Genomic DNA, 14,613 nt, shown 5'->3' with positions numbered 1-14,613 from the left:
CTGTTTTCAGCTGTTTTTGTAGCTGTCTCGGCTATCTCGGTCGGTTCGGTTGACGCACGGTGGGCGTGCGGCTCATGGAGGAGGCATCGGTGGCGGGCGAGTCCCCCGACAGGTCGAAGCAGCGCGAGTCGTCGGCAGAACCGACGCCGGGGAGCGCGAGTCCGGTTCCCGAGGCGAGGTCCGAACGCGACCCGCGCATGGCGGTGGCCCGGGAGGCCACGTCGACGTCGTCCCAGCGCGGGGGTGTGGACACCGCGACGAAGGTCTTCTCGATCCGGGAACTGCGGGCGGGGGCGGCCGAGGACGACGAGGCCAACGAGTCTGATGATGCCGGTGAGGCCGACGGGTCCCGCGAAGCGGCGGGCGCCGGCGAAGCCGGTGACTCGGAGGGCCCCGAGCCTGCCGAGGGCACCGAAGTCTCCGAGGACGTCGAGGGCGCGGAAGCCTCCGGAGCCGACGATGCGCAGAACCCTTCCGCCAAGGGCACCCCGGCGGGCGATGCCCGGCTGCGGGCGGCTGTGGCGGCCTGGGTGGCGGGGTCGGACGACGAGCCCGAGGACTCGGAGGACTCGGAGGACTCGGACGGCCGGGAGCCTGCCGGGGCTGAGGCTGCCGACGACGCGGGCGAGGCTTCTACGGCCGAGGACGCGGCGAAGTCCGCCGAGAGCGCGGAGACCGTGGTCGTGGCGACCCGACCCGCGAAGGGGCGCTCCCAGGACGCGGAGGGCGCTACGGAGGCCGAGGAGGGCTCCGTGAGTGCCGTGGCGGCCGACGCGGCCGACGCCGGGCAGGGTGCCGGCTCCGAGGACGGTCCGCAGGACGCGGTTCCTGGGACCGCCGAAGCTGACGGGGCCGACGGGGCCGGAGCCGACGACGAGATCGCGGACGCCCGTCCGGAGGCCACCGGCACTCCCGAGGACGCGGCTCCCGACCCGGACGAGACGCCGGAGACCGACGGGGACGCGGACCAGGAACCACAGGACGCCGCCCCCTCCGCATCCGAGGACGAGCCGGAGGACACCACCCCCGACTCGTCCGCAGCCGAGCCGGAGGACACCGCACCGGACACGTCCGAGGACGAGCCGGAGGACACGGCACCTCGCACATCCGAGGACGAGCCGGAAGACGCGGCACCCCGTGCATCCGAGGACGAGCCGGAAGACGCGGCACCCGAGCCGCAAGACACTCCCCCGGCCTCCGAAGCACCCACCACTCCCGGGCCGGAGGCCGCCGACGGCGCTCGCGCCCCACAGGCTCCGCCCGCAGCCGACGATGCGACCCGCACAGGTGGTGCGGGTGGGAAGACCAGGGCGGACGACGGCGTAGCCGAGGGCGTCGATCAGCCCACCGCGATCTTCAAGGCCGTGCGGCCGCCCAAGCCCGCGGTGGACCAGCCGACGACCACTCTCAAGGCGCCCAAAGCCCCCGAGGCTCCCGAGGCCCCTGCCGAGCGCACCAGCAAGTTCGTCGCGCTGAAGCCCCTCGACGAGCCTCGGGCTCCCCGCGCGCCCCGCCCGGACGCGACCCGCCCCGTCGCCCAGGTCGGCCCCGAGCGCACCACCCAGCAGCCGCTTCCCCCGAAGCCCCCGCTGGACCTCCTCGCCGAGCTGACCAACACTCCGCCACCGCCGGAAACCCCGGTCCGCACGGCGATCCGCAGGGTCAAGATCTGGACCCCGCTGGTCGTCCTCCTGGCGATCGTGTTTGCAGTAGTGCAGGCTCTGAGGCCGCTGCCGACGCCCTCCCTCACGCTCACCGCCGACGACTCGTACACCTTCGCCGGCAGCAAGGCGAACCTCCCGTGGCCGAGCGAGGGCCAGGGGTGGATGGACGTCAACGGCATCGGCACGATGGGCAGCTTCGGCAAGCAGACGCCGGTCGCCATCGGCTCGGTCGCCAAGGCGATGACGGCGTACATCGTCCTCAAGGACCACCCGCTGAAGTCGGGTGCGGAGGGCGCGAAGATCACCGTGGACGCGACCGCCGAGAAGGAGGGCGGTTACGACAAGGACGGCGAGTCCACCCTCAACACCGTCAAGGCCGGCGACGTCCTCACCGAGAAGCAGGCGCTGTCGGCGATCATGATCCCGTCGGCGAACAACATCGCGCGGCTGCTGGCCCGCTGGGACGCGGGCTCCGAGGCGGCGTTCATCAAGAAGATGAACGACACCGCCAAGTCGCTGGGAATGACGAACACGACGTACACGGACGCCTCGGGCCTGAAGGAGACCACGGTCTCCACCGCCGAGGACCAGGTGAAGCTGGGCAACCAACTGGTCAAGATCCAGGCGCTGATGGACATCACCAAGCTGCCGAGCTGGGTCGACCCGTCCGGCAAGAAGTGGACCAACTACAACCGCCTGGTGCCGTACAACAACTCGCTGGGCATCAAGACCGGCACCACCACCGCGGCCGGCGGCAACCTGCTCTTCGCCGCCACCAAGGAGGTCGGCGGTGAGACGGCCGTCGTCGTCGGCGCGATCCTCGGCCAGCACACCGCGCCGATCATCGACACCGTCAACGCGGTCAGCAAGACGGCGATGCTCGCGGCGCAGGACGCGATGACCTCGGCGAAGATCCTCAAGAAGGGTGACGTCGTCGGGTACGTCGACGACCAGCTCGGCGGTCACACCCCGGTCGTCGTCACCAAGGACGTCGCCGCGGTCGGCTGGGCCGGCCTCAAGGTGAAGCTGTCCTTCGCCCCCGACGCCGTACCGCACACCGCGAAGGCCGGCACCAAGGTGGGCACGCTCACCGTGGGCGACGGTTCGGGCGGCGCGGTCAAGGTGCCGGTCGCCCTGCAGAAGGATCTCGCGGAACCGGCCCTGACCGCGAAGCTGAAGCGTCTCGGCTGACCCACGAGGCGTTGTACGTCACCGCACCCCGCCGACCGGCCACCCGCACGGGAGCCGACCGGCGGGGTGCGTGCTAGCGTCGCGAATCGGGGCACGTCGCCGGTCCGGTGGACGTGGCGTCGAACAGGCCGGGAACGGGACGGGACGCGGCCGGGAACAGAAGACGGGACACGGGGAGTGCCTTCAGGTGGCCACAGCGGAGCCGACACGCGCCGACGATGCCGATCCGGGCCCGGGAGCCGGCCCGCGAATACACCTGCCCGTGCACCACACGGACCACGACGCGACACGTAGCGGAAGCACCCGCCGGGCGGAGCTCGTCGACCGCCTCCGCGCCCCCTTCCTCCGTCACCCGGTGATCGGCTTCACGCTGCTCTCCGGGGTCCTGCACATCGCCTGGTTCTTCACGTTCGCGAACAGCGGCGGCGATCTCGCCGCACAGGACGCCTGGGCGGAGTTCGTCGGCCGGCACCCGGACTCGGCGTACAACCTCGCCTGGTACGGCGGCATGCACCCGGTGTCGTACAGCGTGGTGTCGCCGTATCTGATGTCGGTCCTCGGTGTGCGTACGACGATGATGATCGCCGGGACGATCTCGGCGGGCCTGCTCACCCTGATCCTGATCCGCAGCCGCTCGGTGAAGAACCCGCTGTGGGCCTCGCTCGCGGGTGTCTTCGCGCTGCTGTGCAACGCGGCGTCGGGCCGGGTGACGTACGGCCTGGGCATGGTGTTCGGGCTCGGCGCGGTGGCCGTCGTCTTCTGCTGGCCGTACCGCTGGCGCTACAAACGCTGGGCGAAGGCCCTGTGCGCGGCCCCCCTGGCCGCACTCGCGACGATGTCCTCGCCGGTGGCCGGGTTGTTCGTCGGGCTGGTCGCCGTGGCCCTCTTCCTCCAGAAGCGCCGCCCCGGCGCCTGGGCTCTCGGCCTCGCGCCCGCGGCAGTGGTAGCAGTGTCCGCTTGGCTGTTCCCGTTCTCCGGCACCCAGCCGATGCTGTTCGGCTCGATGATCCTGCCGCTGATCTCCGGGGTCCTCGTCTACTTCCTGGTGCCGCGCGAGTGGACGACCGTGCGGATCACGGCGGCCGTGTACAGCATCGGGGTCATCCTGGTCTGGCTGGTCAGCTCGCAGATCGGCTCGAACATAAGCCGGCTGGCGATGCTGTTCGCCGGTGTGGCCCTGATCTCCGCGCTGCCGTTCGCCGTGCCGCGCTCGCGCAAGTGGTACGCGATCGTGCTGTCCTTCGTCGGCTTCACCGGCTGGATCGGCTTCAAGTCGGTCGACGACGTCGTCAACACGGCCCCCGCCGCGTCCTGGTCGCACGAACTCGCGCCCCTGGTCAACGAACTCCAGGAGGTCGGCGCCGAGCGTGGCCGGGTCGAGGTCGTCCCGGCCCGCTCCCACATCGAGGCCTCCGCGCTCGCGCCGTACGTCAACCTGGCCCGCGGCTGGAACCGCCAGGCCGACATGGAGCGCAACCCCCTCTTCTACGACGACACGCTCAACTCGGCGAACTACCACGAGTGGTTGCAGCGCTGGGCCGTCCACTACGTGGTGCTGCCGAAGGACAAGCCGGACGGTGACGGCGGCGAGCGCGAACGGGACCTGGTGCAGCGCGGGATGCCGTATCTGAAGCAGGTCTGGGGCGACGCGAACTGGCAGCTGTTCCAGGTCACCGACCCGGCGCCGCTCGCCGAGCCGAACGCGGTCGTCGACCGGGCCGAGCAGGGCGAGCTGACCATCGAGGTCAAGAAGAAGGGCCGGATCCTCATCCGCATCCCGTACTCGCCGTGGCTGAGCGTCGTCGACGCGAAGGGCAAGAGCCTCAAGCCGCCGCAGGAGACCGAGGCGTCCAAGCACCGCGCCGAAGGCACGCCGAAGACGTTCGACAATCTCAACGGCTGCCTGATGGAGACCGCGGAGGACTCCAAGGGCGACAAGTGGACGGTGCTGCTGGCCCCGAAGGCGGGGACATATCGGTTGGCGGCGCCTTACCAGTTGCCCCGGGGTACGCCCTGCCCCGACGAGTTGAAGAAGTAGTCAGGAGTCAGCGGAGCCGGTCGACGTACTTGTCGGTGCCGGGGACGGTGGGAATGAAGGGCGCCACCAACTCAACCGTCCCCAGGCCCGATTCGGCCACGGCCGTGTCCAGTCCCGTGAAGTACTCCTCCCAGCAGTCCCGGGGATCGGCCTCCAGGAACCAGAGCAGCGTGAGCCGGGTGTCGACCCCCTCGACCTGTTTGACGTAGGTCATGCGGTCGCCCGGCAGCGGGGTGGGACGGAACACGGTCACCATCGCGGCCGGGGAGCCCGCGAGCCGCTTGGGCAGGTGCCGGGAGCGCAGCCACTCCAGCAACTCGGCGCGCTGCTCCGCCGATTCACTGTCGACGACCTCCAACACCAGCCCGGCATAAGGGTGGTCGAGGGCGTGGAAGTCCCTCGGTCCGGCCGCGCCGTCGCGGTACACGGTCGCCTCGTGGTCCTGGAACGCGGTGAAGACGTGCGTACGGTCCTGGTAGACCCGGCCGTCGCGGTTGAGCCGTTTGTTGATGCCGACGGTCCACTTCATGTGGTCGTCGTAGCGGCCCTCGGTGACCCAGTACGTGGAGAGGTAGCAGCCGGCGGTGACGGGCTGGGCGATCGCCGACTTCTCGGGGTGGCGCAGGAGTTGGAGGTCGCGGGTGGCGACCCAGCGGCGGCCGGCGTACATCCAGGGCATGGCCATCGCGCCGGCGTAGTAGTGGTCGTCCTCGTACCAGCGGTTGTAGGCGTACTCGTGGCCGGGATGCGGTTCGACCATGGTGATCAGCGCGTGGCCGGGCCGGACTCCGTACGGTCCTACGGCGGCCAGTTCGGCGTACACGTCGCTCCGGGTGTCCTCGCTCACGTCGCTCCCCTTCCGTCCTCCGCCGGTCGCCCATACTCTGACGCCCCGTCAGATAAACCGCCAGACCCCGGGAGGGATCGGATGTCGCTGCTCGCGGGCAAGACCGTCGTCGTCTCGGGGGTCGGGGCCGGACTCGGCCACCAGGTCGCCGCCGCCGTCGTACGGGACGGGGGAAATGCCGTTCTCGGCGCGCGGACGGAGGCGCATCTCGCCAAGTCGGCCGCCGAGATCGATCCGGACGGGTCGCACACGGCGTACCGGTCGACCGACATCACGGACGAGGGACAGTGCGAGGCGCTGGCGGAGATGGCGCGGGAGCGGTTCGGGCGGATCGACGCGGTGGTCCATGTGGCCGCGTGGGACAGCTACTTCGGCGGGATCGAGGACGCGGACTTCGCCACCTGGCAGTCGGTGATCGACGTGAACCTGCTCGGGACGCTGCGGATGACGCGGGCGTGCCTGCCCTCGCTGAAGGAGGCGGGCGGCGGCTCGGTCGTCTTCATCGGGACGCAGTCGGCGGTGGCCGCGCCCTCGCAGGTGCGGCAGGCGGCGTACGCGGCGTCGAAGGGGGCGCTGACGAGCGCGATGTACTCGCTGGCAAGGGAGTTGGGGCCGTACCGGATCCGGGTGAACACCGTGCTGCCGGGGTGGATGTGGGGGCCGCCGGTGGAGGCGTACGTGCAGTTCACCGCACACACGGAGAAGGTGCCGGAGGCGGAGGTCCTGAAGCGGCTGTCCGACCGGATGGCGCTGCCGGAGCTGGCGACGGACGGGGATGTGGCCGACGCGGCGGTGTTCCTGGCGTCGGAACGGGCGCGGGCGATCACGGGTCAGTCGTTGCTGGTCAACGCTGGGGAGCTGATGCGATGAGTTCTTGTATGTGAACACAGAACATCAATCCGAACGATTTTACTTCCCTTTGACCGTGCGCTTACTTGTCGTGCTCACGCGCGACCGCCCACGATGAGCCCCGGGCTGAACCGGCTCAATCGTGGGAGGGCGCATATGAACGGGCTCGACTGGGCCGTGCTCATCGGCTATTTCGGCGTGATGGTGGCCATCGGCGTGTGGTCGCACAAGCGTGTCGACAGCGTGAGCGACTTCTTCACCGCCGGCGGCAAGATGCCCTGGTGGCTGTCCGGCATCTCGCACCACATGTCGGGCTACAGCGCGGTCATGTTCACCGGCTACGCGGGCATCGCCTACACCTACGGCGTCACGTCCTTCATCACCTGGTCGTTCCCGATCGCGCTGGGCATCGCCATCGGCTCCAAACTGTTCGCGCCGCGCATCAACCGGCTGCGCTCCCGCCTCCGTGTGGCGTCCCCTCTCGAGTACTTGAAGAACCGCTACAACCTGCGCACCCAACAGGCGCTCGCCTGGTCCGGGATGCTGCTGAAGATCGTGGACGTGGCCGCGAAGTGGGCGGCGATCGCGACCCTGCTCTCCGTGTTCACGGGTGTGTCCCTGAACCAGGGCATCCTCATCACCGGCGCGATCACGGCGGTCTACTGCACGATCGGCGGCCTGTGGGCGGACGCGCTGACCGAACTCGGCCAGTTCGTCATTCAGTTGCTCGCCGGCATCTCCATGTTCGTCGCCGTCGTACTGAAGCTGAACGACAAGGGCATCGGATTCCTCGGCGCCTGGGACGAACCGGCGCTCCAGGGCCACGGCAAACCGCTCGTCGGCCCCTACGGCACGGTGTTCCTGCTCGCCTTCCTCTTCATCAAGCTCTTCGAGTACAACGGCGGCATGCTCAACCAGGCCCAGCGCTACATGGCCACCAAGAGCCCCCACGAGGCCGAGCGTTCGGCCCGGCTGTCGGCGGCGCTGTGGCTGATCTGGCCGACGGTCCTCTTCTTCCCCATGTGGATGTCCCCGCTCCTGGTCCACGCACAGAAGCCGGACGGCTCCGACTCCTACGGCCTGATGACCGAACAGCTGCTGCCGCACGGGCTGTTGGGCCTGGTCGTCGTCGGCTTCTTCTCCCACACGATGGCCATGTGCTCGTCCGACGCGAACGCGATCGCGGCCGTCTTCACGAGGGACGTGGCACCGGTCGTATCGGCCAAGGCCCGTGCGTGGAACGACCGTTCGGGCCTGATCGCGGCCCGCGTGACCACGGTCGTCTTCCTGGGCCTGTCGATGGCGGTGGCGACGCAGGTCAACTCGCCCACGTTCAAGGACATCATCACCGTCGTCATCAAATGGGTCGCGGGTCTCATGGGCCCGATCGCGATCCCGATGATGCTCGGTCTGCTCCGCCCCTTCCGCAAGTCCGGCCCCACGGCGGCCCTGACGAGCTGGGCGGCGGGCCTGTTCGCCTTCTGGCTGGTCAACTACCCCATCAACTGGGAGGTCGACGGCGGCGTCCCGCTCCAGTACCAGGTGTCGATACCCCTCGCGGTCTCCCTGGTCCTCTACATCCTCATCGGCTACCTGAAGCCCGAGGACACCCCGGAGCGGGACGCCCTGATCGAACGGATCAACGGCGGCGGGGACGACGACGGGGACGCGGTCGCGGTGGCCGTACCGGCACGGGCGGGAGCGGGGGACGACGTGGTGGGCAGCAGCCAGCCGTGACGACCACCGGCTAAACCCCTCTCGGATACCGGGCGATCCAGCCCGGAGAGGCCCCGGCGGGCCCGTGCAACGCGGGCCCCTGGGTCATCTCCACGGCGAAGTCGTCCGCGAGCACGAGCAGTGTGGGACGGCCCTCCAGCTCGGCCAGCCAGGCCGGCGGCAGGGCCGTCTCGCCGTACAACGCACCGAGCAGCCCACCGGTGAGCGCACCGGCAACCCCGGACGGCCCACCGTGGTTCACGGCAAGGCACAACGCGTGCCGTACGTCCTCCCCGACGAGCGCGCAGTACACAGCCCCCGAGAGCACCCCCTCCGCGCTCCCCTCCCCCACGAGCTCCTCGACCCGCCCCGAGGTCGGCATCCCCTGCCGCACGGCACCGAGGGCTCGCTGCAGCCCGTCGGAGACGGCCTGATGCCCGGGCCGGGCGGCCAGCAGCGCAAGCGCCCGCTGCACAGCCGCGTCGAGACTCTCCCCGCGCGCGAGCCCATGCACAACGACGGCGTACGCACCTGCCGCCAGATACCCCACCGGATGCCCATGGGTCTGCGCCGCGCACTCCACCGCAAGCTGCATCACGAGCTGCGGCTCCCACCCGACGAGCAACCCGAAGGGCGCGGAACGGGCAGCCGCCTCGCCCCCCACCTCACCGGGATTCTTGGGCGCGTCGAGAGTTCCCATCCGCTCGTCCCCAAACCCCAGCAAACAGGCCCGAGTCGGATCCCGCCGAGCGTAGAGCCACTCCTCGCGCGCGAGCCACCCGTCGTCCTTACGACGTTCATCGGGCCCCCAGTCGTGCTGGGTGGCGGCCCACCGCAGATACGCCCGGTGCAGATCGGTGGGCGGATGCCAGGCCCCGGTGTCACGCCTCACCTGCGCCCGGATGAGCCCGTCGACGGTGAACAGGCTGAGCTGCGTGAGATGAGTGACGGCCCCGCGCCGCCCGTACCCGAACGCGAGATCCACGAGGCCCTCCGCGCCGTAGGCCTCCCGGATCTCGTCCATCGCCAACAGGTCGACGGGCGACCCGAGCGCGTCCCCCACGGCGGCCCCCAGCAACGTCCCCCGCACCCGGCTCCGAAAGTCCTGCTGCTCCCCCCGCCCCCAGACGGCCCCGGCTGCGGTTGCGGTTGCGGTTGCGGCACTCACCAAGACCTCCTCAGGCGCCGTCCATACGTACGAGTCAGCTCAGCACTGTAATCGAACGGGGACGGTGAGTTGAGGGGGTGGATCGGCATGTGCGGCATTGCCGGAATCGCGCAGGACGGTCGCCGTCAGCCGTACCAGGTGACATTGCAGACGTAGACACACGCGTGACGGGGTACAGGCAGGAAGCTGATGAAGCCGCGCCCGCCGAGGATGTCGAATTCGCGCAACCCACCCTCGCGGTCGAGAGGCCTGCCGACCTTCACGGAGTCGTGTCCCAGCGCCGCCAGTTCGGTGGCCAGGCGCTCCACCTCCGCCACCACACCAGTTGGCAGACCATCGGTGACGTACTCGGCACTCGGGTTGTAATCCCAGGCCCAGTCCGTCACAGTCCCGCCTCCGCCTCGGCCGTCTCCCGGATCGCGCGGATCTCGGTGATGGCCTCAGTCGGGTCCTGCTCCCCCGTGTCCACGACGCGTTCAAGTGCACGGAGGCGGGCGGCTCGTTCCGGGTGGCGCTCGACAGCCACGAAGACGGCCCAGGAGTGCACGAAGGCTCGAAGCGGCGCGAGGCTCTGCGTCTGCTGCGCGTTCGTCGTCGCTTCGAAGAGGTGCTGTGTGAGGGCCGGGATCCGGCTCGGCGCGATCCGCGCGACGGCAGCCCGCAACGCGTCCGGGGTCAGCTCGGGCATGGGGATCAGCGGTCCGTACGGGCCGTCGGTCTGGGCACTCACGGTGACCTCCGGTGCGGATGGGGCGGTCTTCGTACCGTACCGGCGAATACGGCGGTGGGGTGCTCGGGCAGCACTCGTCATCGGGTTCACTTCCGGGTCTCTGGATTTGGGGGCTGTGCTACGCCGCCGTGGCATACGGACGGCAGTCCCGACAGCGCCCCGGCCCCGAGGCCCGGAAAGCCCGGTCGCAGCCGTCGCAGTTCTGGAGCGGGTCGGGGCGGGCGGCGACCGCATCCGGCTGTGACTCGAAAGGTGGCGGCAGAAGCTCGGTGAGGCGATGGGCCAGGAAGCCTGCCGGGTGGTGTACGCCTTCCCGTGGCAGCCCTGCCGCGAGCGTTCGTCGTACCTACCTCGTCGGGGGCCACCCCGCGCTCCAACCAGACAGCCACGGCCGGGGCCAGCCGGTGGACGTCCCGCTCGGCGAGATGAAGGCGGGGGTCGCGGGTGCGAAGGCCGGCCAGTACGTCACGGGCAGCCGAGAGATCGTGTGTATCCGGGGCGGGAACCGGAAGCGGGGCGGACTGCGTCAACTGCCCCGGTTGCTCGGGCTCCTTGGGGTCCGGGGCCGGTTCGCGGCGGGGAGCGGGAGCTGTGCGAGTCCTGCGGAGGTGGGGCGGCTTGTTGTACGAGGTTGTCCGCGTCACGATCTGCCCCGACGGAAGGCGCTCCTTGGTGCGGGTCAGATAGCCGTGCTGCTCCAACTCGCGCGGCGCCGAGGCGATCCGCGTCTCTCCCTCGGGGAACTTCGCCGCCAGGACCTTGATACCGACGAGGCTTCCGGACGGCAGCGACTGGATGTGGGTGGCCAGGCCGATGGCCGTCAGCGACAGCTCGGGGTGCTGGGCCAGATAGTTTCCTACGACCGTGAATTCTTGGTTGTATCGAAGTAGGCGACCTCCACGCAATCGCCCCCCGAGTTGGAGTAGCTGCTCTTGCGCCAGTGAACTGCGCGCGGATCCCCCTCAGCCACGCCCACCTCCCCGTGCGCGCGGGCCGGCGGTGCCGAGACATCCGTCGCGCGTCCATCCACTGTAGTCGGGCACGAAGTAGCCGTGGAGGGGCGCGGGGATGATTGGCCAAAGCCGGTCGTGCTGCTTGTCCACCTTCCGGGGAACCGCACGACTACTTGACCACGATCACCTTCGTGCTCGTCGTCCCGAACGTCCACAGTGCCGCGCCGTCCGCCTTCCCCATCCGCACACCCCCCGTCTCCTTCCCCGCGGCCGGTGGCGGGGACGAGCCGTCGACGGCGTTGGAGAAGGCGATGTTGAGGCCGGACTTGGTGGCGAAGTAGACGATGTTCTCGATCTGGACGCCGTCGGAGCCGGTCGTGGCGTCCTTGCGGACCGACACCGTGTAGGTGCCAGGGTCGGGGCTCACCGTGCCGGGCCAGACCGGGAACGTACGGCCGGCCTTGTCGCTCGCGTCGACCAGCCAGACCCGTTTCTGGCCGACGGAGTAGACGATGCGCCGCCCGGTGCCGGAGGAGGCGGGTACCGCGGCGGCCGTGACGCGCGGCTCGGGAGACTTGGACGCGTGCGCGGACGCCGAGGCGCTGGGGCGGGCGGCGGACGCCTTCGGGTGCGGCCCCTTGTCGGCCTGCACGGCCAGGACCGTGACCGCGGCGATCGCTCCCACCGTCAGACCGGTCACCCAGACCTTCGAGGCAGGCACGGGCACGCATCTCCTCAGCTACTCACAGCCCCCACATCCCGATCGAACAGGGGTCGGATCATCGTACCGGCCCCTGTCCGGCCCCCCAGACCCTCAGTCCAGCACCGGCAGCAGCTCCGGCAGGTGCCCGTCCGAGACGGACGCGGCCCGCTGCCGCTCCTCCGGCACCTCCCCGTACAGCGTGGTGCGCGGTCGCGCCGGCCGGCCCGCCAGTTCCGCTACGGCGACCAGGTCACGCACCGACTTGTAGGAGCCGTACGACGAACCCGCCATCCGCGAGATCGTCTCCTCCATCAGCGTGCCGCCGAGGTCGTTCGCGCCGGAGCGCAGCATCTCCGCCGCGCCCTCCGAACCCAGCTTCACCCAGCTCGTCTGGATGTTGGGGATCCAGGGATGGAGCAGCAGTCTCGCCATCGCCACCACCGCCCTGTTGTCGCGCATCGTCGGACCCGGGCGCGCGATGCCCGCCAGGTACACCGGCGCGTTGGTGTGGATGAACGGAAGTGTCACGAACTCCGTGAAGCCGCCCGTGCGTTGCTGGATTCCGGCCAGGGTCCGCAGGTGGCCCAGCCAGTGCCTCGGCTGGTCCACATGGCCGTACATCATCGTCGAGCTCGACCGGATGCCCAACTCGTGTGCCGTCGTGACGACTTCGATCCAGGTCGCCGTCGGCAGCTTGCCCTTGGTGAGGACCCAGCGGACCTCGTCGTCGAGGATCTCCGCCGCCGTGCCGGGGATGGTGTCGAGGCCCGCCTCCTTCGCCGCCGTCAGCCACTCACGGATGGAGAGACCGGTGCGCGTCGCGCCGTTGACGACCTCCATGGGGGAGAAGGCGTGGACGTGCATGCCGGGGACGCGTTCCTTGACCGCCTTCGCGATGTCGAAGTAGGCCGTGCCGGGCAGGTCGGGGTGGATACCGCCCTGCATGCAGACCTCGACTGCCCCGACCTCCCAGGCCTGTTGGGCCCGGTCCGCCACCTGGTCGAGCGAGAGCGTGTACGCGTCCGCGTCCGTGCGGCGTTGCGCGAAGGCGCAGAAGCGGCAGCCCGTGTAGCAGACGTTCGTGAAGTTGATGTTCCGCGTGACGATGTACGTCACCTCGTCACCGACCACCGACTTCCGCACGTCGTCCGCGATCCGCGTCAGCGCGTCCAGTGCCGGGCCGTCCGCGTGCAGCAGGGCGAGCGCTTCCGCGTCGGTGAGCCGGGTGGGGTCGTCGGCCGCCGTCGCCAGTGCCTGCCGTACGTCCGTGTCGATGCGCTCGGGCACCATGCCGGGCGCCGCCGCCTCACGCAGGGCGGCCCAGTCGCCGTAGACCTCGTCGAAGTCGTCACGGCGGTCGGACGTACGGCCCTCCGTGTCGATCGTGGTGTGGAGATCCGTACGGCCGGACGCCACGAACGCCTCCTCCGGCTCCTGCCAGGCGTGGCCCTCCACCACCGCGTCCTCGCGCGCCAGGCCCGTCTCCGGGTCGGCCAGGGCCCGTACGTGCGGCAGCAGGCGTGGGTCCAGCCAGGGTTCGCCGCGGCCCACGAACTCCGGGTAGACGCACAGGCGTTCGCGGAGTTCGAAGCCCGCCTTGGCGGACTGCTCGCGCAGCAACTCGATCTGGGGCCAGGGGCGTTCGGGGTTCACATGGTCGATGGTGAGGGGGGACACCCCGCCCCAGTCGTCGATGCCCGCGCCGATCAGGCGCTTGTACTCCGAGTCGACGAGGTTCGGGGGAGCCTGAAGGCAGGCGGACGGGCCCATGATGTGGCGGGCCACCGCGACCGTCGCCACCAGCTCGTCCAACTCCGCGTCCGGCATGCCCCGCATCGCCGTGTCCGGCTTGGCGCGGAAGTTCTGGATGATGAGTTCCTGGATGCCGTGGTAGGACCGGGAGATCTTCCGCAGCGCGAAGAGGGAGTCCGCACGCTCCTCGTACGTCTCGCCGATACCGATCAGGATGCCGGAGGTGAAGGGGACGGACGAGCGGCCCGCGTCCTCCAACACCCGCAGGCGCACGGCGGGCTCCTTGTCCGGGGAGCCGTAGTGCGGGGCGCCGGGCTCAGACCAGAGACGGGTCGCGGTCGTCTCCAGCATCATGCCCATGCTCGGGGCGACCGGCTTCAGGCGCTGGAAGTCCGTCCAGGTCATCACGCCGGGGTTGAGGTGGGGCAGCAGGCCCGTCTCCTCCAGGATGCGGACGGAGATGGCGCGGACGTAGGCGATCGTGTCGTCGTAGCCGTGCGCGTCGAGCCACTCGCGCGCCTCCGGCCAGCGGTCCTCGGGCTTGTCGCCGAGGGTGATGAGGGCTTCCTTGCAGCCGAGGGCCGCACCCTTGCGGGCGATGTCGAGAACCTCGTCCGGGGACATGAACATGCCGTGGCCGGCTCGGCGGAGCTTGCCGGGGACGGTGACGAAGGTGCAGTAGTGGCACTTGTCGCGGCACAGGCGGGTGAGGGGGATGAAGACGCTCTTCGAGTACGTGATCACACCGGGGCGGCCGGCGGCCTCCAGGCCCGCGTCACGCACCCGGGCGGCGGACGCGGTGAGGTCGTCCAGGGCCTCGCCGCGGGCCTGGAGCAGCACCGCCGCTTCCGTCACGTCGAGGGCGACGCCGTCACGGGCGCGTTTGAGGGCGCGACGCATGGAGTTCTCGGTCGGGCCGGTTCCGGAGCTCGCGGGTGTCGTCATCCTTCGAGCATACGATCGGTCTGATCAGGCCAAAGAGGGGCGCCCGATTCATTCCGG

The 14,613-nt window shown here is 70.0% G+C and carries 11 protein-coding genes; 4 read left to right on the top strand and 7 right to left on the bottom strand.

Translation table 11 applies throughout. The features are described from left to right. The first annotated feature begins 74 nt into the window (after positions 1–74). Together AB0I51_RS05210 and AB0I51_RS05205 are read left to right on the top strand one after the other, a co-directional pair. The gene (locus tag AB0I51_RS05210; protein WP_362971580.1) at positions 75–2,855 is read left to right on the top strand and encodes a D-alanyl-D-alanine carboxypeptidase; all 2,781 of its coding nucleotides are present in this window, start codon (positions 75–77) and stop codon (positions 2,853–2,855) included. A 187-nt stretch (positions 2,856–3,042) separates the two neighbouring features. Further along, positions 3,043–4,893 carry an MFS transporter gene (locus AB0I51_RS05205; RefSeq protein WP_362971578.1) on the top strand — a complete coding sequence of 617 codons (1,851 nt, stop codon included), beginning with the start codon at positions 3,043–3,045 and terminating at the stop codon, positions 4,891–4,893. Positions 4,894–4,900: 7 nt separating this feature from the next. Here the strand turns inward: AB0I51_RS05205 and AB0I51_RS05200 are convergent, their stop codons facing one another. Next, positions 4,901–5,740, bottom strand: a complete 840-nt coding sequence (locus AB0I51_RS05200) for a hypothetical protein (protein ID WP_362971576.1) — start codon at positions 5,738–5,740, stop codon at positions 4,901–4,903. A gap of 81 nt (positions 5,741–5,821) precedes the next feature. Between AB0I51_RS05200 and AB0I51_RS05195 the strand changes: the two genes are divergently transcribed. Both AB0I51_RS05195 and AB0I51_RS05190 read left to right on the top strand, forming a co-directional pair. Further along, positions 5,822–6,610, top strand: a complete 789-nt coding sequence (locus tag AB0I51_RS05195; protein WP_362971574.1) for an SDR family oxidoreductase — start codon at positions 5,822–5,824, stop codon at positions 6,608–6,610. A 135-nt stretch (positions 6,611–6,745) separates the two neighbouring features. Beyond that, entirely contained in the window at positions 6,746–8,326 is a 1,581-nt protein-coding gene (locus AB0I51_RS05190) for a sodium:solute symporter family protein (RefSeq protein WP_362971572.1), read from the top strand. Positions 8,327–8,336: 10 nt separating this feature from the next. On the opposite strand, the gene AB0I51_RS05185 is transcribed toward AB0I51_RS05190, so the two are convergent. The 6 genes from AB0I51_RS05185 to AB0I51_RS05160 all read right to left on the bottom strand — a co-directional run bounded on the left by AB0I51_RS05185 (position 8,337) and on the right by AB0I51_RS05160 (position 14,556). Next, complete coding sequence (locus AB0I51_RS05185) at positions 8,337–9,473, bottom strand: ADP-ribosylglycohydrolase family protein (RefSeq protein WP_362971570.1); 1,137 nt, start codon at positions 9,471–9,473, stop codon at positions 8,337–8,339. 125 nt (positions 9,474–9,598) lie between these two features. After that, positions 9,599–9,859 (bottom strand): hypothetical protein, encoded by a 261-nt coding sequence (locus tag AB0I51_RS05180; protein ID WP_362971568.1) that lies wholly within the window; start codon positions 9,857–9,859, stop codon positions 9,599–9,601. Continuing rightward, positions 9,856–10,203 (bottom strand): DUF6247 family protein, encoded by a 348-nt coding sequence (locus AB0I51_RS05175; RefSeq protein WP_362971566.1) that lies wholly within the window; start codon positions 10,201–10,203, stop codon positions 9,856–9,858. Before AB0I51_RS05175 ends, AB0I51_RS05180 begins: the two co-directional genes overlap by 4 nt. Before the next feature lie 856 nt (positions 10,204–11,059). Next, positions 11,060–11,173, bottom strand: a complete 114-nt coding sequence (locus AB0I51_RS05170; protein ID WP_362971564.1) for a DUF397 domain-containing protein — start codon at positions 11,171–11,173, stop codon at positions 11,060–11,062. A 152-nt stretch (positions 11,174–11,325) separates the two neighbouring features. After that, a complete protein-coding gene (locus AB0I51_RS05165; RefSeq protein ID WP_362971562.1) occupies positions 11,326–11,877 on the bottom strand; it encodes a hypothetical protein in 552 nt (183 codons plus the stop codon). A 93-nt stretch (positions 11,878–11,970) separates the two neighbouring features. Beyond that, entirely contained in the window at positions 11,971–14,556 is a 2,586-nt protein-coding gene (locus tag AB0I51_RS05160) for a bifunctional FO biosynthesis protein CofGH (RefSeq protein ID WP_362971560.1), read from the bottom strand. Between the last annotated feature and the right edge of the window lie 57 nt (positions 14,557–14,613).

The sequence above is a fragment of the Streptomyces sp. NPDC050549 genome, assembly GCF_040655035.1.
Classification (GTDB): Bacteria; Actinomycetota; Actinomycetes; order Streptomycetales; family Streptomycetaceae; genus Streptomyces.
The sequence above is the reverse complement of the archived record's forward strand: the minus strand, read 5'-3'. Positions and strand labels throughout refer to the sequence as shown.

What these genes read in the sequence shown, in the direction of transcription:
- AB0I51_RS05210 (WP_362971580.1), top strand. Translation starts at nt 75, where the DNA reads ATGGAGGAGGCATCGGTGGCGGGCGAGTCCCCCGACAGGTCGAAGCAG.
- AB0I51_RS05195 (WP_362971574.1), top strand. Translation starts at nt 5,822, where the DNA reads ATGTCGCTGCTCGCGGGCAAGACCGTCGTCGTCTCGGGGGTCGGGGCC.
- AB0I51_RS05190 (WP_362971572.1), top strand. Translation starts at nt 6,746, where the DNA reads ATGAACGGGCTCGACTGGGCCGTGCTCATCGGCTATTTCGGCGTGATG.
- AB0I51_RS05160 (WP_362971560.1), bottom strand. Translation starts at nt 14,556, where the DNA reads ATGACGACACCCGCGAGCTCCGGAACCGGCCCGACCGAGAACTCCATG.